The sequence below is a fragment of the Pristimantibacillus sp. Z349TD_6 genome (assembly GCF_056173205.1).
In genome coordinates, this window is sequence record NZ_CM149662.1 from 259,766 (window position 1) to 278,953 (window position 19,188).

The 19,188-nt window shown below is 44.0% G+C and carries 19 protein-coding genes; 11 read left to right on the forward strand and 8 right to left on the reverse strand.

Annotation, left to right across the window (positions count from 1 at the left end; all coding sequences use genetic code 11):
- Positions 1-17 precede the first annotated feature (17 nt).
- From AC0VYE_RS01275 to AC0VYE_RS01285, 3 genes are all read left to right on the forward strand, one after another.
- Positions 18-1,736 (forward strand): extracellular solute-binding protein, encoded by a 1,719-nt coding sequence (locus AC0VYE_RS01275; protein ID WP_475445521.1) that lies wholly within the window; start codon positions 18-20, stop codon positions 1,734-1,736.
- An 89-nt stretch (positions 1,737-1,825) separates the two neighbouring features.
- A complete protein-coding gene (locus tag AC0VYE_RS01280; protein ID WP_076270718.1) occupies positions 1,826-2,716 on the forward strand; it encodes an ABC transporter permease in 891 nt (296 codons plus the stop codon).
- A gap of 14 nt (positions 2,717-2,730) precedes the next feature.
- Entirely contained in the window at positions 2,731-3,618 is an 888-nt protein-coding gene (locus AC0VYE_RS01285) for a carbohydrate ABC transporter permease (RefSeq protein WP_076270717.1), read from the forward strand.
- 182 nt (positions 3,619-3,800) lie between these two features.
- Here AC0VYE_RS01285 and AC0VYE_RS01290 read toward each other — a convergent pair whose 3' ends face one another.
- The 3 genes from AC0VYE_RS01290 to AC0VYE_RS01300 form a co-directional block, all read right to left on the reverse strand.
- Complete coding sequence (locus AC0VYE_RS01290) at positions 3,801-4,499, reverse strand: DUF998 domain-containing protein (protein WP_083682543.1); 699 nt, start codon at positions 4,497-4,499, stop codon at positions 3,801-3,803.
- A complete protein-coding gene (locus AC0VYE_RS01295; RefSeq protein WP_475445524.1) occupies positions 4,496-5,812 on the reverse strand; it encodes an alpha/beta fold hydrolase in 1,317 nt (438 codons plus the stop codon). The genes AC0VYE_RS01290 and AC0VYE_RS01295 overlap by 4 nt, the downstream gene beginning before the upstream one ends.
- Positions 5,813-5,920: 108 nt before the next feature.
- Positions 5,921-6,253, reverse strand: a complete 333-nt coding sequence (locus tag AC0VYE_RS01300) for an ArsR/SmtB family transcription factor (protein WP_441957741.1) — start codon at positions 6,251-6,253, stop codon at positions 5,921-5,923.
- 369 nt (positions 6,254-6,622) lie between these two features.
- Between AC0VYE_RS01300 and AC0VYE_RS01305 the strand changes: the two genes are divergently transcribed.
- From AC0VYE_RS01305 to AC0VYE_RS01340, 8 genes are all read left to right on the forward strand, one after another.
- A complete protein-coding gene (locus AC0VYE_RS01305) occupies positions 6,623-6,883 on the forward strand; it encodes a hypothetical protein (RefSeq protein ID WP_475445526.1) in 261 nt (86 codons plus the stop codon).
- A 73-nt stretch (positions 6,884-6,956) separates the two neighbouring features.
- Positions 6,957-7,340, forward strand: coding sequence for a DUF3888 domain-containing protein (locus AC0VYE_RS01310; RefSeq protein ID WP_076270715.1), 384 nt, complete (start codon positions 6,957-6,959; stop codon positions 7,338-7,340).
- Between the two features lie 150 nt (positions 7,341-7,490).
- Positions 7,491-7,850 carry a hypothetical protein gene (locus AC0VYE_RS01315; RefSeq protein ID WP_076270714.1) on the forward strand — a complete coding sequence of 120 codons (360 nt, stop codon included), beginning with the start codon at positions 7,491-7,493 and terminating at the stop codon, positions 7,848-7,850.
- A 508-nt stretch (positions 7,851-8,358) separates the two neighbouring features.
- Complete coding sequence (locus tag AC0VYE_RS01320) at positions 8,359-9,297, forward strand: GNAT family N-acetyltransferase (protein ID WP_475445528.1); 939 nt, start codon at positions 8,359-8,361, stop codon at positions 9,295-9,297.
- Positions 9,298-9,407: 110 nt separating this feature from the next.
- Entirely contained in the window at positions 9,408-10,055 is a 648-nt protein-coding gene (locus tag AC0VYE_RS01325) for a 2OG-Fe(II) oxygenase (RefSeq protein WP_076270712.1), read from the forward strand.
- A gap of 520 nt (positions 10,056-10,575) precedes the next feature.
- Complete coding sequence (locus AC0VYE_RS01330) at positions 10,576-11,343, forward strand: hypothetical protein (RefSeq protein ID WP_475445530.1); 768 nt, start codon at positions 10,576-10,578, stop codon at positions 11,341-11,343.
- Positions 11,333-13,021 carry a vWA domain-containing protein gene (locus tag AC0VYE_RS01335; RefSeq protein WP_475445532.1) on the forward strand — a complete coding sequence of 563 codons (1,689 nt, stop codon included), beginning with the start codon at positions 11,333-11,335 and terminating at the stop codon, positions 13,019-13,021. Before AC0VYE_RS01330 ends, AC0VYE_RS01335 begins: the two co-directional genes overlap by 11 nt.
- 25 nt (positions 13,022-13,046) lie before the next feature.
- The gene (locus tag AC0VYE_RS01340; protein WP_076270709.1) at positions 13,047-14,186 is read left to right on the forward strand and encodes a toxic anion resistance protein; all 1,140 of its coding nucleotides are present in this window, start codon (positions 13,047-13,049) and stop codon (positions 14,184-14,186) included.
- A gap of 128 nt (positions 14,187-14,314) precedes the next feature.
- Here AC0VYE_RS01340 and AC0VYE_RS01345 read toward each other — a convergent pair whose 3' ends face one another.
- The 5 genes from AC0VYE_RS01345 to AC0VYE_RS01365 all read right to left on the reverse strand — a co-directional run bounded on the left by AC0VYE_RS01345 (position 14,315) and on the right by AC0VYE_RS01365 (position 19,089).
- Entirely contained in the window at positions 14,315-15,013 is a 699-nt protein-coding gene (locus AC0VYE_RS01345) for an MgtC/SapB family protein (protein ID WP_475445534.1), read from the reverse strand.
- Positions 15,014-15,018: 5 nt separating this feature from the next.
- Positions 15,019-15,816, reverse strand: a complete 798-nt coding sequence (locus tag AC0VYE_RS01350) for a histidinol-phosphatase (RefSeq protein WP_475445536.1) — start codon at positions 15,814-15,816, stop codon at positions 15,019-15,021.
- 40 nt (positions 15,817-15,856) lie between these two features.
- On the reverse strand, positions 15,857-16,714 hold the full coding sequence (locus AC0VYE_RS01355; RefSeq protein WP_076270706.1) for a carbohydrate ABC transporter permease: 858 nt from the start codon (positions 16,712-16,714) through the stop codon (positions 15,857-15,859).
- A gap of 16 nt (positions 16,715-16,730) precedes the next feature.
- Positions 16,731-17,630: a carbohydrate ABC transporter permease gene (locus tag AC0VYE_RS01360; RefSeq protein WP_076270705.1), complete on the reverse strand. Its 900-nt coding sequence runs from the start codon at positions 17,628-17,630 to the stop codon at positions 16,731-16,733.
- Positions 17,631-17,709: 79 nt separating this feature from the next.
- Complete coding sequence (locus tag AC0VYE_RS01365) at positions 17,710-19,089, reverse strand: ABC transporter substrate-binding protein (RefSeq protein WP_076270704.1); 1,380 nt, start codon at positions 19,087-19,089, stop codon at positions 17,710-17,712.
- Between the last annotated feature and the right edge of the window lie 99 nt (positions 19,090-19,188).

Here is a 19,188-nt window from a genome sequence, read left to right on the forward strand (position 1 = left end):
TTTTGAGGAGGGATTAGATGAAAAAGAATATGGCATTGATGCTTTCCGTCGTATTACTTGGTCTAAGTTTGACAGCGTGTTCTTCTTCCAACAACTCATCAAATAATTTGAAAGCGTCTTCAAATCCAGACTCAAACACTGAAAGCCCGGCACTATCGGGAGATGACCTGGCCTTCTCCAAATTTCCGAACCCTGTTGATGTCCACATCGGCATGGTGGTGGATCCGACAGACAAAACGCTGCCGGAAGGCGACAGTGTAAGCAACAACCAGTACACGCGTTACCTTAAGGAAAAGTACAACATCAACGTGATTGTAGATTGGACCGCGGCCACCGGCAACGATTTTAAGCAGAAGGTCAGCTTGACGATCGCATCGGGCAAACTGCCAGACGGTATGGTCGTTGACGATCGCTCCTTCATGACCAAAGCGGCGAACTCGGGACTGTTGTATGATATCACCGACATCTTCCAGCAATATCAGTCTTCACAGGTCAAGGATATCATGGCAAGCACCGAAGGCCGTGCATTGGAAAATGCCAGCTACAAGGGCAAGATGGTTTCGCTCCCGAACATTACGGTGGATACCGACGGCGTTCATGTCTTATGGATTCGCAAGGACTGGCTTGATAAGCTGCAGCTGCCGGTGCCGAAGACGGTGTCCGATGTCGAAAAGACGGCGAAAGCGTTTGTTGATAGCAAGCTTGGCGGAGACAAAATGATCGGTATTGCCGGTCCTTCCAAAAATACGTTCCCTTATTCTACCTTCCTCGTCTCCTCTAACAATATGGGAGGATTTGATCCGATTTTTGGCGCGATGGATGCATATCCGGGCTATTGGCTTGACAATGGCGACGGATCGGTAACATACGGAACGACGACGGACAATACGAAAAAAACGTTGGCTTTGCTGGCTGACTGGTACAAAAAAGGGCTTATTGATCCTGAAGTAGGTACCCGTGACAACGTAGGGGATCCGATTAATGCCAATCAGGCGGGAATTTTCTTCGGCCCATGGTGGAATGGCGGCTATGGCAACGGGGATTCCTTCAAAAACGATCCGACGGCTAACTGGCAGGCCTATCCGGTCTATTCTGACGATAACAAATGGAATGTGCATATGAAAACGACGGGCAGCACCTACACTGTGATTAGCAAAAATGCCAAACCGGACGTCGTCAAAGCCATTATGATCATGAATAATGCGCTTGTACGTGATGAAGCGACCTTTGATTTGTCGGTTAATGTGGCTTGGTATCCGCTTCGCAACGTTATGGCCGCGGCCAATGAGACGGAATACGAGTATGCCGAGCTTCTGAAAGTACTGAAAGGCGAGACTAATCCGGAGGATTATAATAAGCCGAACAGCCTGTACAAGCTGATGTATGCGGATGCGAAAAAGGTAAAAGACGTCATTAAGCCTCCGTACGACGATCTAAATGTCAGCAACTTCAGTACAGCTAACTTCGGAGACTTCCAGCGCTTGTACTCCATCATGATTGGTGATCGTCCGTTCACAACAATTCCAATCGATAAGAAGGTCTTTAGCGTAACCTATAACCAAACCTCAACGATGGAAACGAAATGGGCTAACCTGAAGAAGATGGAGGATGAGACCGTTATGAAAATCATCCTTGGTCAAGCGACCATCGACTCTTTCGATAAATTCGTGAAGGACTGGAAGTCTCAAGGCGGAGATGAGATCACAGCGGAAGTCGCCGAGCTCTTGAAGAAGTAACCGAGCATACTCTTGCAGAAGGCGCTGGCGGTTTTAAGTGCCTTTTGCAAGCTTTGTTATCCTGATAGGGAGACGGGAGGCTAGCCTTAGTGAGAAAATTAGGCCATCAGAAACACTATTATTTGATGCTGTTGCCGGGTATGGTCTGGCTTGTGATGTTCAGTATTGTGCCTATGTTTGGAATTCTGATGGCCTTTCAGGATTTCAATCCGGGAGCGGGGCTGCTTAAATCCGAGTGGGTGGGGCTCGAAAACTTCAAGTATATGTTTCAGCTTAATGACAGCAAGACGGTTATCGTTAATACCTTTATCATCGCAATCGGCAAAATCGTGCTTAATCTGCTCATTCCGCTCATCTTTGCCATATTGCTGAACGAGCTTCGCAGCATGCGCTACAAAAAGCTGGTGCAGACTGTCGTTTACCTGCCGCACTTTCTATCGTGGGTTATTATGTCAACGATTGTTATCGGAATTTTTGGCTATTATGGCGTTGTTAATACGGTTTTTGGAATGTTCGGCTTCGATCCTAAACTATTTATGGCGGATGCGGGGATATTCCGGCAGCTCATCATCGGTACGGATGTGTGGAAAGAATTTGGTTTCAACGCAATTATATATCTTGCGGCGTTAACGGGCATTAATCTTAATCTATATGAGGCGGCCGCCATTGACGGTGCCAATCGCTGGCAGTTGATTAGGCACGTCACGCTGCCTGCACTGTCAACCACGGTTGTCTTGCTGGGCGTCTTAAGTCTAGGCAACGTGCTGAATGCCGGATTCGATCAAGTGTATAACCTTTATAACCCGCTTGTGTATTCAACTGGAGATATTTTGGATACATGGGTGTACCGACTGGGCTTGCAAAATCTTCAATTCTCGCTCGCGACGGCGGCAGGTTTGTTCAAGTCGGTCATTAGCTTTGTGCTGATATTCATATCCTATCGTCTGGCGTATCGCTATGCCGATTACACGGTATTCTGAGGGAGGGCGCTGCATTGGTCAGAAATACAACGTTAGGCTCACGGACGTTTGAAATTGCCAATATCGTCGTCCTCGGCCTTTTGCTTATTAGCTGTATTTACCCGCTTTGGTACACCTTCTGTGTATCGATTTCCGAGAAATCCGCTGCTAATGCAGGCTTGGTTACGCTTTATCCCATTGGCTTCTCCTTGACGCCGTATAAGGAAATTATTAATGACGCCCTCTTCTTTAACGCGTTCTGGATTTCCATTCAGCGCACCGTGCTCGGTACAGGTTTTGCCTTGCTGATGACGGTGTTAATGGCTTACCCACTCGCAAGGCCCAAGAGGGATTTTAAAATGCGCAATACCTTCATGTGGATTCTTGTCTTTTGCATGCTGTTTAACGGAGGACTGATTCCATGGTATCTCACTATTCAAAACTATCATTTGATCGATTCGATTTGGGCGTTAGTACTTGGCGGAGGAGTGCCGGTATTCGACGTGATCCTGATTATGAACTTCTTCCGCAATTTGCCGAAGGAGCTGAATGAGGCGGCGGTAGTCGACGGTGCTGGTCCTTGGTCAGTGTTGTTTCGGGTGTATATTCCTTGCTCTTTTCCTGTGCTTGCTGCAGTGGCGTTGTTCCTTAGCGTTTATCATTGGAACGAGTTTTTTAACGGGTTAGTGCTAATGAATACTGCGGCTAAATATCCGCTTCAAACCTATATTCAGCAGCTTGTCGTAAACATTCCGGTTGGCACTAATCTGACCCCTGAACAATATAAGAAGCTGTCCGAGCTGTCTAATCGAACGCTGAATGCGGCCAAGGTTTTCATAGCTATGGTTCCAATGCTGATCGTATATCCTTTCTTGCAAAAGTACTTTGTTTCCGGTATTATGCTAGGCGCGGTGAAAGAGTAAGGCTGTGCCTGTGAGGAGGACGTGCCACTGGTCATTCCACACATCAAACCGTTTGAGCATCACACTTCGGCGAATTATGGCTTTGCACAGCCATGGTTCGCCACCAATACCATGAAAAAATCCGACCTCGTGAGGTCGGATTTTTTGGTTTTTTTGTTCATGCTAGTAGGGCAAATCTGTTTTTATAAGCTCTGCTTGCGAAGCTTGAGCACGTGGAACCCGACGACCAAAAGCCAACCAAGGTAGGATACGATTAAGAATCGTCCGAATAAACCTGCAAGTACGTCGGGAGTGAACTGTCCATCTTGAGGAATTTGAATTATAAATAGCGCCATTAACACAAACATAATTCCGCTGCTGATTAACAGTCGTCCGCGAATGGGCCTCCAAGCTTCATTGCGTACCAATGCAAAGCTGATCAAGAGGGCAGCGACAGGCGAATAGTCGAGCGTGGCGCCGATGGCATGCATTTTACCGCTGAACGTTGCAGCATCCGGGCTCACCGATATAGGGTCGGTCACAAAAATGCCTGCTATTATGATACCTGAGACACTTAGTCCAAGAATAACGAGCCCGATATATCCCAAGACGATACGAATCTGTGAGAAGATTGAAACTCCGGCACTTATAAGACTTACAGCGAGCAATAAAAATGCAAAATGCATCATCCAGCCGAAGTTACCTAATGCGTACTCGCTGATAAAACGCCAAGTCGGATCGAATTCAGGCTCTAAGAGGTGTAGGCAACCCAGGATCAAGATGAAGAGTAATCCAGAGACAATAGAAAATCGTGCGGCATTAGATGACATCGAGGAAATAGGTTTTGCAATCAATAGTGGTTTAGCTGATTTCGTATTCTCTAATGGCAATAATCTCGTCATTTTTCTTCTCGGACAATGTCATAATCGAAAATCGTCTTCACTAGAATGCTCGGAGCCATCACGACTGCCGAATGATCCTGTCCGGGCAGCGTTTGGGATTCAACAAAAGGCAGCAGTTCGGTAAGTGCTTTGGCTGACTCGTGAAAGAGCGGTTCGCTGTTCTCGCCTGTCATAATTAACGTGGGAACATTTACTTTCCATCGGTCGGTTGGAAGCGGTTTGCCGGATTGCGTGTCACCCATAATCATGCCATCATAGGCGATTGTGTGAGACATGCTTTCCATCGCTTGCCAAGAAGGATCGGCTTTCATGTAGCCAATATATTCTTCCGGAATACCGAGAGCCTCGTACATGAAGTATTCGACCGCTTCGCTGCGTCTGCCTGCTTGGTTTAGCGCGTTTAAATGGTGAACATATTCTGTAGGCAAGGGTTTACGGCTGTCATTAATAATGAATGGTGGTTCGTAAAGATACAGCTTCGAAACCTGGTCTCCTAATCGACTTGCTGCTTCAAGGGCTAACACAGCGCCGGACGAGCTTCCGAACAAGCAAGCGTTACCGCCGGCTTTATGGATTAGAGCCTCAATATCCTCGACTTCACGTTGGACGGAGTAAGGCGCGACATCAGAGCTTTGACCGCGGCCACGGCGATCATAGTTGTAAACGGTGTAATGAGTTGCAAGCAGCTGGGCAAGCTGGGCTGCATCGCTATGGTCGGCCACGGCCGATGATATTAGGATAACTGCAGGACCATTTCCTAGCTTTTCATATGCGATCTTTGTTCCATCCTTGGAAGTAACGGTATCCATATGTCCTCCCGTTGACGTTTCTAAGTACACTTCAAGTCGGTCAAATGCATCATTGAAGCCTTCAATCATACCCATTGCTTCGGCATTTTCCAATTCCTCGGCACTTGCGAATCGTGTAACGATACTAAGCTTTGTGCCATTTGTTGTTTCCTCGAATAGAACAGTCGTTAGCATCTCGCTGTTCTCTACGACATTCCAGTCTTTGTCGGTAAACGAGTCGGTGTATACTAGTGTAAAAGGTTCAGTAACCTCTTGATAAACAGCTTTGCAGAATGCCTCTTCCCCGATAATGTCATCTGATTTGAGACTATAACGCCAAATACCGCCGGGTCTTACATCCATTTCATAGACGGTGGTTGTCCATAATTTAGGGCCCCACCAACGCGCAATATGTTCCGGGTTTGTCCAACCTTCCCAAGCAAGCTTGGGAGGCAATTCTAATATCCGTTCGATGGTAAGCTCACGAAGTTCCCGGTTTTTATGGATTTTTGTTTTTGATCGCATCTTCATTCATCCTTTTTAGATCATTTTCTAGTGCGTCAAATCGATTATTCCAAATGGCTTGGTGATTTCGAACATTTCTGCGATAACGCTTGAGACAAAAGGATAGCATTAATCCTCCTTTTTATTGTAGTCGAGCATATAATCCTCAAAATGATCGAGACGCTCTTCCCAAAGGATACTAAATGAGTCAAACCACGCATCCAGATCCTGAAAGGGCTTTGCTTCGAGGCTATATATTCGCTGTTGTGCTTTGTTGCGGGAGCGCACCAACCCAGCCTCGCTCAAAATACGTAGATGGCGAGACACCTGCGGCTGACCAATATTGAGCGCTTGGACGATCTCGCTCACCGATCGTGGTGCTTTTTTTAATAACTCAACAATGTTAAAACGGTTCGGCTCGGCGAGTGTAAGTAATGTTAATTGCATAGTTGTTGTGTTCATACGCTTAATATACACATAAGTGTATATACGTGTCAATGTATATTAAAAATTAAAAAACTCATACATTGGTTGGTAAGTCGTAATGAATGTTGAATAATTCAATCCACCGTTGCGCTATTGGAGATTTATATTGGAGGGGATAGCATCTTAACTGGAAGGATATTGAAGTTGCCAAAGCGAATTATTTAACGTTGCATGTTTTGAATTGGGGTTTAAAAACAAGGTATATACTCGTGCTAGGAGATATGAGTTTGCACCGCCTATCCCATCTGCGATTTCAAATTAGCGACTGGGATTGACGCAACAGATGAGTAATTTTGTTGTTGTTAATCTAACGAACAGGTTAGTCCAAATGAGGGGTACTGGAGAATGGATGAAGTAATAAGAGAAATAAAATCTCCAAGCGGGTTTTACAAGGTCCAGTTAATTAAACGGTCTAAGGATGGTTTATATACATCAAAAACTTTCATGTGGTTAGAACATGATATTGAAATAAGCGAAATTTTAGGAGAGGACGGGTATTGGGGAATTCTATACTCATCAACTTCTATATCAGATTCAGTAAATCGCTGTCTAATTATAGCTGTTGAACAGCTTTATGTCGCTTCAGGTGAGAAGATCACCTTGTAACTATTGAGCTAACAGGCGGGATAGTTCGATAACCTTTTGAGCAAAATAACCCAAAAAGTGGAGGTTATTTCTCATGTGGTGGAAAGGTATAATTTTGATTTGGGTAATTGGGGTAACCAACTTCACAGTAATGGATCGTGTTGAAGCTTACAGTGAAGAACTACCAACTAAATATAATGCCGACATTCGACATAAGAGCTATGAAGAGGTTCTTATTTTCGAACTTGGTCCTAAGATTATGAATGTACTTAAAAAAGAGTATGATAACTATCTTTTTGGCGGCGCTCATATTATACCGATGAGGAAATCCGATTCTTTTCCTCAACAAGAGTTCATACTTGAAGGGAGAGTTACGAAACAAGATTCTAGCTCTGATATAGTTCGAATTACTTTCAAAGCTAGTACAAACGGATACAAAGTGAGTGATTTTCATGTTATCCAAAATGTAAATATCTAAAATTCAACCTCCCATTTAGTAAACAGGTAACATTTTTCTCGGGCAGCTGCTCTATGTTATAAATCAATCGAAACAAAAGCTAAAAATTGTATTCGTTCGTAACATATCACTTGCATTTTCGTCTAAAGGTTATACTGAATAGGGGTGAAAATGTTGAAAAAGTTAGTATTAGGAGTAGCCTTATTAATTTTCGTATGTGTATTTGCTGGTTGCAGTTCCTCGTCAGACGATAAAAAGGGGAATTACATTATTGCAAAGGAAGAGCAAAAAATCTTAGTAGCGAAGGACATCTCTTGGAAAGATGCAGAAAATATGGACTTTGAAACATTTAAAAAGAATGATATTGAGTTAATAAATTATATTGTTGAAGATACTCTGCTCTACAACGAGCTGGCGATAGGTGAATCAGTTACTATAACTCCCAAAACGAATGATAATGGTGAATATGTTGTAATGCAATCTTATCCTCCACAAATTGTAGCTGGTAAAATAGAAAGGCAGAAGCAATAGGCAGATTGTAGGTCGTTAAGTTTTTGCTATCTGTAGGATAAAATACGGGTAGAGATCTTTTATAATTATTTAGTAAATTGAAAATAGGCAATCTCGTTGGTAATATAGTCAAATAAGCATGCGATAGGAGTGAATGGTGTCGTGATTATTGTTGTTCTTAATCAGTTGAAAAAATAACTGAATATATGAGGTTTGGCTCAATTGGATGTGATCGCAGTTATGATCTGCATATCTGCTATTTAGCTGAACTCGTACATTAAGAATAACAGCAATATCATACGCCCTTACTCTAACGCCACTTATGTGCGCGGTAATTGTATACTTATGTCAGGTATGAAGAAATTCATTCCTGTGAATAGGGATCACTTAGGAGATTAGAGGCTGCAGATGAAGCTATGTTCATCTGTAGTCTTTTTGTCGTTCTCGAATGTCTTCTAGAGAGGTATCAACCGGTAGTAATTTGTGTCTTCATTCTATTATTTTGTGAATTTACAAGGAGGTATGGAGGATGCAATTAAACAATTGGTCTATGGATACCATTACTTATGATTTGTCGAAGGAATATTCTATTCGGATGGCGGAGCCAGAAGAATGGGGATTGTATTGTTCTGTATATTATAATATGCAATATAATGGTTTTTTTAGAGAAGAAAGCTATGCAGCATCGCGAAGAAATTCATTTTGGATTTATAAGGGAGAGAATAGAATCGGTGGTGTAAGAATGGCGCCCAACGTAATCTACCATTTATTTTTTATTCCTCCTTTTAATGATGCATTCAATATATTGAAGCTGCTTAAAAAAATAGTAATGCAATGGTCTGACAGATCGCAGCCAATTAAGACTTTTGAGGTTCTTCCTGATCAAGTTCAATTATTTGCGAGGGCAGGCTTCTGGGCGGATGAATTCAGATGCCGATGGATGCAGCGTCCTACAGATCATTTCGAAGTGATCTGGGATGATAATCTAATTATTAAAAGTCCCCAAATTGAAGAGAACGAAATGGGAGCTAAGCGATTCATCAATGAAGATGAAATTGCTCATTGTGACTATGAAAGCTTTAAAGGCGGATTTGAAGCAGCAAGGAGGAAAAAGTTTTCTTTAGAAGATTTTATTCCAAATGAAGATCCTAATTATTCGAATGACATATTAGTTCAGGCTTCAACACTAATCTATGATAAAAACTCTGGTCAGCTCATTGCCAATTGTCGTCTTTGTCTACAAGATAACATGGCAGCAGTATATAGTATCGGTGTAATACCTGCTCATAGAGGGAGAGGGCTGGCGACGCTGATGTTGCAAAAGGCCTTGAGTATGCTGAAAAATAAATATTCAATTTTACGATTGTATGTGATGGAAGGTAATGATGCTGAATCTGTTTATTTTAATCTCGGATTTGTGCCCGGAGTACAGGAGATACAAAATATGTATATACCTGCGCAGCAATAAAGTGGTGGACCGTTTGATTGTTTCGATTTTTCTGATTTTTTAAAGTAAATACTTGAAATGTATGGTATGGTATTTTGTGGTGAATGTCATACCATAGGGGCTGTGTAAGAATGATAGGGGATACGACGGAGAAAGAGCGGACGATATTTGATCATGCTGGAAATACAATTAAGACAGAAGATCGAGAGATTCGTATTCTTGCCAAGTATGAGGAGCCATTGGTTGTCGTACTAGGAAATGTGCTTAGCGATGAGGAATGCGATGAGCTAATTAGACATTCTAGGGAACAATTGCAACGTTCAAAAATAAGTGGAGATCGTGCAGAGAACCAAATTAGAACGAGCAGTGGAGTATTTTGTGAGGAGAATGAGACGATTGCAAAAATCGAAAAACGATTCTCTCAAATTATGAATATCCCCATTGAGCATGGCGACGGCTTGCAAGTTTTGCTATATACCCCTGGCCAAGAGTATCAGCCACATTATGATTTCTTCGCAGAAACAAATCGAGCAAGTGCTAACAATCGAATTAGTACGCTTATAATGTATTTGAATGATGTGGAGGAAGGCGGAGAAACGGCGTTCCCTCTGCTTAATATTTCAGTTTTTCCTAACAAAGGCATGGCTGTTTACTTTGAATATTTCTATAACAATAATGAAATAAATGATTTCACCTTGCATGCAGGTACACCGGTGATTAAAGGTGAAAAGTGGGTCGCGACGATGTGGATGAGAAGACAGGCGCTGCGCATTTCATAAAGAGTGATTTGGAAGCAATGAATATAAGGAATCATACTACTCCCAGCAATCTAATCATTGCGCTGAGGCGAATTGTCGCTTTACTTTGGCGTAGTTTGCCTCCACCATGTGAAACCCCGACCACAAGAGGTCGGGGTTTTTTCTTGTTCACTTATTAAGCAGCTATTTTAATTTTAAATTTATAGGTTGATTACATCATTTACCCTTCGTAAGTCCACGTAAGGTACTTAAACAGACGGTATTACAGCTTCAGCTTTCTAATGCCTCTAGGCAGCAGATCATTACCTTCCCCTACTTATAAATCCAATAAAAAAGAGACCCTCAGGCGTCTCTTTTTTCCATTTATAAATTCAAACGGATAAATTAGTAAGATTTAGGAGCTTGTTCGGTTATTCTCTGATAAAATTAAGCATAAGGAGTTTAATATCTATATTTTAACGATGTAGCTGTGTTGATAACGATGCTTCTTAAAAAGTTGAATTGGAGTAAGTTACTGTAATAGCAGGGGGAAGTGTGAACGTTGGATAACGGGAGATTTGTGAAGCTGTTTGGGCTTATTGGCGGAGTTGCGATCCTGAATATTGTCGTGTTGTCACCTGGGCTTCTAGGTGTGGAAATAGGAGGTGAAAGTGTACTTGAAACGGCTTCAGGCGTAACGTTATTGGTTGTAAGCCTTCTTGTTATGTTATATGGGAGTTACAGTTTGCTTTTTAAACCGCCAGTTACGCTGCCTGTAAAAAACATTTCAACGCGTGAGGATTATATCGCAGCGCTTCAACCGTATCGACATGCAAAAGATCTTAAAAATGATATGGCTCTTGCTTTGGATCAGCTGGAACGCATAGATAAGAAGAAGACAGCCTTGACCGAGGTTCTTAGTCAGCGATTTGATCAGACGGAATTAAGCTATAAGAAGTTCGATTCGGTTATTTATGAGGTTGAGAAGCTGTTCTATCTTAATATTAGAGGTATTCTCAATAAGCTTAGTGTATTCAATGCCTCTGGATACTCCAACTTTGCAGGCCAACAACAACCCGCGGGGCTATCTAACAAGCTAGTACAGGAAAAAACAAATTTATACAAGGAGTACTTATCCTACGTGACGGGTTATCTTCGTGCGAATGAGGAAATTTTGCTTAAGCTAGATAAATTATTATTGGAAATATCGCTGTTGAACAGCACCGATTATAGAGATGTTGAGGAAATGTCATGCATGAAGGAAATCGATATATTAATCAAGCAGACAAAATTATATAAGCATGGAGAGGGAGACGGATATGGCAGGTAAGGGGAAAGCTTTTGTAGTGATAGGAGCTATTGCAGTGTCTGTTTTTTTGCTTGTTTATTTGGGCATAAGCTTAACTTCAAATTTAGGTAAAACAAAGACGCAGATCACGACGGAAGATGCAGCGAAAAAGCTTGATAAATTATATAAAGATGTGTCTGTGAAAACGATAGAGCCAATCAAGGGTCAAATCGATCTCGATCCCGCGTCAATCGGGGATTCCTTACCTGATATCTCGAAGTTTCCGGTTTCAGTAACGAATACAACGGACAGCTTTGTAGAGATTTTCTCTTCCACAGAGAAATCAGGAACGGGTGTTGATGGCTGGTTAAACGAGGTGGCTGAGGAATTCAATAAATCCAATACGACGCTAAATGGAAAGCCGGTTTCGGTCATGATCCGTAATATTGCTTCGGGAACTGCTACCGATTATATCAGATCAGGCAAATATATACCGGATGCTTTTACTCCTTCCAACGAGCTGTGGGGAGAAATGGTGAAAGCGGATGGCATCCAAGCTGAGCTGGTCTCTAAGCGTCTTATTGGCAATGTTACTGGCATTGTAGCAACGAAGGCGAAATATGATGAGCTGGTCGATAAATACGGTTCTCTGAATTTGAAAACAGTAACCGACGCTATCGCGGATAATGAGCTGGCTATGGGGTATACAGATCCATTTGCCAGTTCTACAGGGCTAAACTTTCTGGTGACTGCCCTCGGAACCTTTGACAGCTCCAATCTGCTTGGGGAGAAAGCGGTTCAAGGCTTTGAGAAGTTCCAGGCCAATGTACCGTTTATTGCTTCTACCACGTTGCAAATGCGTGAGGCTGCCAAGACGGGTATGCTTGATGCTTTTGTTCTTGAGTATCAAACCTTTGTGAACGCAACAGATTTCAAAGCGGGTTACGTGTTCACCCCATTCGGTGTCAGGCATGACAGCCCGCTTTATGCTTTAGGTGATTTGCCAAAGGATAAGCTGGACATTATTCAGAAGTTTGCCGATTTTGTGGAACAAGAAAAATATCAGAAATTAGCAGAGCAAAAGGGCTTTAATGGCCTCAATGACTATAAGTCTGAGCTTGAAGCGGTAGATGGCAGTATTTTGTCTGCTGCGCAGAAGCTGTGGAAGGAAAAGAAGAACGGGAGTAAACCGATTGCGGCTGTGTTTGTAGCAGATGTATCAGGGAGTATGGGTGGTGAGCCATTAAACCGATTGAAGGAATCGCTCCTGAAAGGACAAAAGTTTTTGGGACGGGACAACAGTATTGGATTTGTTTCTTATTCCAGTGACGTAGCCATTAATCTTCCTATAGGGAAGTATGACACGAATCAGCAGTCCATGTTCGTTGGGGCCATAGACAGCCTTCAAGCCAGTGGAGGAACAGCTACTTTTGACGGTATTGTGGTGGCAATGAAAATGCTTCAGGATGAGATGACCTTAAATCCAGATGTGAAACCGCTAATCTTTGTGCTCAGCGACGGGGAAACGAATGAAGGGCATTCGCTTAAGGATATTAGAGGGCTGATTGAAACGTACAAAATCCCGATCTACACGATAGGCTACAATGCGAACATCAAGGCGCTTCAAAGTATTTCGAGCATCAACGAGGCGGCCAGCATTAATGCAGATACAGAGGATGTTGTTTATAAAATCAGCAATTTGCTCAACGTTCAAATGTAAGGATTATCAATGAGGAGGGGCTTCAATGTCATTTTCTATGGAAGTGATTAGTGAGGAAAAACTGAAATCAGCAATGGAGGAGCAGGTTAAGCCCGAGCCAGAGGAATTAACGCAGCTGAAGGAGCTGGCTTTAAATAATGTTTCTACGATTTTGGCATTGGATATCGAGTCATTGGAGAAACGGAAGGCGGTCTTGCAATCCATCGATAGCTTCGGGATGAGCTCCATGCGGTCATCCTCGGAGAAAAATGCTCTATTGCAGGTTTCCGTAGGGAACTTATCCAAAACAGGGGATGAAGGCGGGCAGGTAGCCAAGGGTTTGGCGGAGCTGCATCTTCAGTTAAAAGACCTAGATCCCAGCGTCATAGATTTTGCGAAAAGTGGCGTTTTAGGCATGTTGTTTAACCCGTTACGGCGTTATTTTGTAAAGTACCAGAAAGCAGATGCTGTCATTTCGGACATCATAATATCTTTGGATAAAGGAAAAACGGTATTGAAAAATGATAATACAACCTTGGAAATTGAGCAGCATGCTCTCAGGGAGCTCACTAAAAAGCTTCAAAAGGAAATCCAACTGGGTGTGTTAATGGATTCGGAAATTGAATCGCAGATCGAAGCAGCTAAACTGCGTCAAGAATCTGAAGACAAAATCCTGTTCATCACAGAGGAAGTCTTGTTTCCTTTGCGCCAGCGACTCATGGATTTGCAGCAAATGATGGTCGTCAATCAACAGGGGATAATGGCGATTGAAGTTGTGATGAGAAATAATAAGGAGCTTATGAGAGGGGTAGACAGAGCGAGGAATGTTACCGTTTCTGCCCTGAAAATTTCAGTCACAGTGGCCAGCGCACTCTACAATCAAAGGATTGTACTAAAAAAGATTGAGCTTCTCAATCAAACCACGGACACTCTCATCAGCGGCACTTCAAAAATGCTGAAAGATCAAGGCGCAGCGATCCATAAGCAATCACTTGAAACAAATATTTCAGTCGACACGATGAAACAGGCTTTTGTTGATGTGCTATCGGCGCTAGATTCAATTAGCACCTATAAGCAGGAGGCGCTTCCTCGTATGCGTGAAACCATTAGTCAGTTTAGAGAGCTGGCGAATGAGGGAGAGAGCAGAATTTTGCGGCTGGAGAAGGGGCAAAAGTTAGGCTTGTAGATTGCACGATGAGGAGGGGTGACGCCCCTCTAATTAAAAGAGTTGATATACTAGTAAGCGCATCATTTCAGTGCATATATGAACAAACACCCCCGGCGATAAACGCCGGGGGTGTTTAGCTATTTATTCTATTCAAAACTAACAGCAACGACTCCGCCAATTTGTTTCATTTCGGCTACGATTTCCTTCGGCTCCATGGTTCTTGGAACGACGATATCAAGCTGTACTTCCCAGCATAGCGGCATATCAAGCGATGGGCGTATCCGCTGCAGCATCATTTTTTGCGTCATAATCGAGCGGCTGGCAAGCCTCTGGGTGACGATGTCCAGCAGCTCCTCTTCTGTCTCCGCCTGGATGGTTAACTTTCTAACCTTCTTGCTTTTCAGAAAACGGTGCTCCACTTTATTGAAAACCCATAATGTGATGAACACAAGAATCGTTCCTGCCGCTGCGCTAAAATAAAAGCCCGCACCGATCTGCAGCCCAATGGCTGCGACGACCCATAAGGAAGCGGCTGTTGTCAGTCCTGTAATAGACTTGCCTGTGAATAGAATCGTGCCGGCTCCGAGAAAGCCGACGCCGGTAATGACAGCCGTTGCTAACCGCGCCGGGTCAATCCGTACGTTGGGCTCTCCCGCAAACTCAGCAAAGCCGTAAATCGACAGCAGCATGATCATCGAAGAGCCGAGACAGACCAGAATATGCGTGCGAAGCCCAGCCGGATGATTTTGCTGCTCCCGTTCGAAGCCGATGAGACCGCCAAGAAATACGGCCAGAGACAACCGGATTAGGATGGTGGCATGGTCAATAACCCACGGGTTATCCAAGGCGATCACCGACTAATTGGAACCATCAACCGTTCGCGTTTGCGGAATATGGCCCATTCTCGATACCCAATTTCATATAAATGGCTGCCGATGGCCGAGAAATGCTCGCCTACACGTTCGGGCTGGTGCGCATCGGAGCCGAAGGTCACCTTAACCCCATAATGGAGCGCGCGTTCTAGGAAATAGCCATCCGGCACCCAATTGTTGTCGGAAGAATTGATTTCAATGACGACGTCGCTAGCAGCGATTGTTTTCAACGTGACGTCGGCAGCTTCTGTGCGGAGCTCTGGATAACCGTAGAAGTAACGGTTCAATGAATCTACATGACCTAAAATATCATATAATCCACATTTGGCGGACTGAGCGATATAATCATAAAATAAATTTTTCACTTCCAATTTACGTGCTGCAGTCAAGCCTTCCCAATACTCTGAATCGTATATGCCGATACCGGCGAATTCATGCACAGAGCCAATAACATAATCAAAAGGATAAGAAGCGATAACCGAGCGATATAAATCCAGATGTTCAGGTAAAAAATCAGCTTCGATGCCGAGCAGCACCTCTATTTTTTCTTCATAGTCTTTCTTTAGCTCCAAGACCTCTCTAATATAAGCTGGAAACTCGCTTTTTGCCATGCTGCCAGTTAAGGAAGGACGATCTTCAGCAATTGCGAAAAATGGCGTATGATCCGAGATGCCGATAATATCTAATCCCTGTGTTATTGCTGCTTCGATATATTCCTTGACCGAACCTACTGCGTGTCCGCAGCGTTCATGATGCGTATGATAGTCAAACTTCATGTAGTACCTCCGATGAATGCGTGATGAATACTAGATACATTTAGCCTTTAGAGCCGGATACAACGATTCCTTGAATGAAATACTTTTGAGCAAAAAAGAAAATGAACAGCAGCGGCAAAATCGCGACCAGAGAAGCTGCCATCAACAGATGCCACGGTGTTGCTCCGTATGCAGCTGTAAAGTTAGCGAGCCCGAGTGAAATCGGGTATTTCGTCATATCGTTCAAATAAATGAGCGGTCCGAATAGATCATTCCATCTCGATATCAGCTCCAAAATAGCCGCAGTTGCGAACGCAGGCATGGAGAGAGGAATTAGGATGCGGAAATACATCGTGAAATGGCTTCCTCCGTCGATTTTGACGGCTTCATCCAATTCTTTGGTAATGCCCAAATAAAATTGGCGCATTAGAAAAATGGTGAAGGAGCTTGCTGTAAAAGCTGGGATCACGAGCGGCAGATACGTGCCAGTCCAGTGCAGCTTTGTAAACAGCAAATATTGCGGAATCAAGGTGACTTGGGACGGAATCATCATCGTACTGAGGACAAGCCCGAATAAAAGCATACTTCCGCGCGCCCGCAATCTTGCAAAAGCGAATGCGGCCATCGACGAGGAGAATACGACTGCACCTACCGTCACGGCTGAGTACCATACCGAGTTCCATAGGAAACGAGCCATAGGGGCATCGATGAAAATCTGCTTAAAGTTGATCCACTGCAAATGGGCTGGAAACCACGTCATCGGAACGCGATGAATTTCGCCGATGGTCTTAAGCGAAGTGGAGAGCATCCAAAACAGCGGAAATGCGAATAATAGAACGCCTCCGTATAGAAGGATGTAGATGATTGTTTTGTCCATCAGACGCAGATCGCCGTGATTGTACGATTTTTTTCGCTTCATAATAAAGGAACCTCCTTTACTTCGAGTCATATTCATAGTGGACGAATTTTTTGGAGCCCCACAGCGATACGAGAGTCAGCGCAAAAATAAGCAGGAATAATATCCATGCCTGAGCGGAGGCATACCCCATCCGGAACTGCTTGAATGCAGTATCAAATAAATAATACACGTAGAAATAGGAGTTCCAGTCCGGCCCTCCCTTCGTGATAACGTAGGCTTCCGTAAAGATTTGCAGCGATCCGATCATGCTAATAATGGTATTGAATAAAATGACAGGTGAAATAAGCGGAATCGTAATTTTACGGAACTTCGCGAAACCGCTCGCCCCTTCCATAGATGCGGCTTCAAACAGATCTGCCGGCAGCGATTGCAGCGCGGCAAGAAAGATCACCATCGTGCTGCCTGATGCCGTCAATTGCATGAGTACCATGGATGGAACGACCGTACCCGGGCTTGTAAACCAACCTGGTCCTTGAATGCCGAACCAATCATAAAGGACAGAGTTCACGACACCGAACTGCGGGTTAAGCAGCCATGACCACAAAAAGGAGACGGCTACACCAGATATGATGCTTGGTGCGTAATACAGTGTGCGAAGGAGCGATTGCCCCTTGATTTTTTGATTAAGCAGAACGGCAACAATTAAAGATGTCAGTATCGTAAACGGTACGGCCATAACGCTGTAATAGAGAGTCACGGACAATGACTTGTAAAACAGCCGGTCTCCGAACAGCGTGCTGTAATTGCTTGTTCCTGCAAATGTCGGGGACGAGATGACATTGTAATCAGTGAAGCTGAGCAGCAGCGAGACGAGAATCGGTCCCCCGGTGAAGCATATAAAACCGATAAACCAAGGGGCTATGAAAAACCAAAACGACCGTTCCTCGCGCTTCATGGCCAGCGAAAGCTTTCTCATGGGCTACCTCCGTTGGGCCGGCGGACGCCTTCTAATGAAGGGCATCCGCTCGGCTGAAATTTACTTAAAGCTCTGGCTGCTATTGGTTCAAATTCAACGATAGGAGGTTATCATTCAACACTTTCAAACCGTCGGCTATGCTCTTTTTGCCTCCCCATACCAGATAGAGCGATTGGTTCATCGTTTCTAGAACCGTATTGAATTTGACGATCAAATGGTTTTCAGCTTCCCGGCCATACTTGATCGAGCCTTCGTGAACCTGCTTGAATGCCTCAGGGTCCATGCCGATTTCTGCACCCATTTTGTCATACCAAAGCTTGAATAAGCTCGCGTCTGCCGGCGTTCTTCCTACTTCATTCATGTAACGGTAGGCGCCGCCGCCTTCAGCTGGATTAGCTAAATGCCGGACAAATTCCCATGCCTCGTCGGGATGCTTGCTTGTTGCCGAGATGCTCCAAGGATCAACATAAAGGGTAACCTTGCGTCCTTCATGATAGGGAACAGCCGCAACACCCCATTTGAAATCCGCTTGCTTGTAGGAGCCGAGTCCCCAGCCGCCGGAAATGTACATTCCGACTTTGCCGGTAAGGAAAGGATCGCCCAGCTGCGCGGATGCGGCTACTGTCTCTGCGTCTGGCGCTACTTTGTATTTATTGATTAAATCCACATTGAATTGCAGTGCTTCGACGTTAATCGGCTTCATTAGATCAGGCTCACCCATTACGCCAGATGTATAAGCTTCGGGCTTGAATAGATCTCCTCCGAATAGCCAAGTCATTGCGTTTGCGCTTAATGCGCTGGAGAAACCAAAAACCTGCTTGCGAGCGTCACCTACGTCATGAGACAGCTTTTGTGCGGTTTCGAGCATCGCATCGAAATTCCAAGACTTATCATCCCAGTCGGTCGTTGGGTAAGAAAGGCCAGCAGCATCGAATAAGTCCTTGTTGTAATAAAGATAAGTAGCGTTGCTTACGAGCGGAACGCCGTAATTTTTACCGTTGATTTTATAAATATCGAGCAGGTTAGGGTCCATGGTATCGAGCTCGGGAGCCCCTTTCTCAATATAAGGAGTAAGGTCCTTCAATGCGCCCATCTTCATATAAGTAGCAAATCCGCTATCCGCCTGATTGGGATTCCAAACATCCGGTGCATTGCCGCTGGCAATCAAGGTCGTCAGCTTTTGATCGAATTGATCGTACGGGATATTCTCAAGCCGCACTTTTACATTCGGATGGCTTTCTTCGAAGGTCGAAACCATCGCGTCCTGCCATGCCTTTTTGTCCGGGTCTGCTGCCATTACCCAAACGATCTCAACCTTATCCTTGCCGTTGTTCTTTACTCCTCCGTTGCTGTTATTTTTTGACCCGGCTTCACCGCCGCAAGCAGACAACGTGGTAGAAAGGGAAAACAAAAGAAGTGCACTCATCACTAAACGATTTTTCGTTATTAGATTTTTCATGACAACCCCCGCGATCGTTTTTTTTGAACCCACTTTTACAAAATGTTAATAAAACTAACTCGAATTATTGTTATTTCATTCCAAAAGCATGTTCTACTA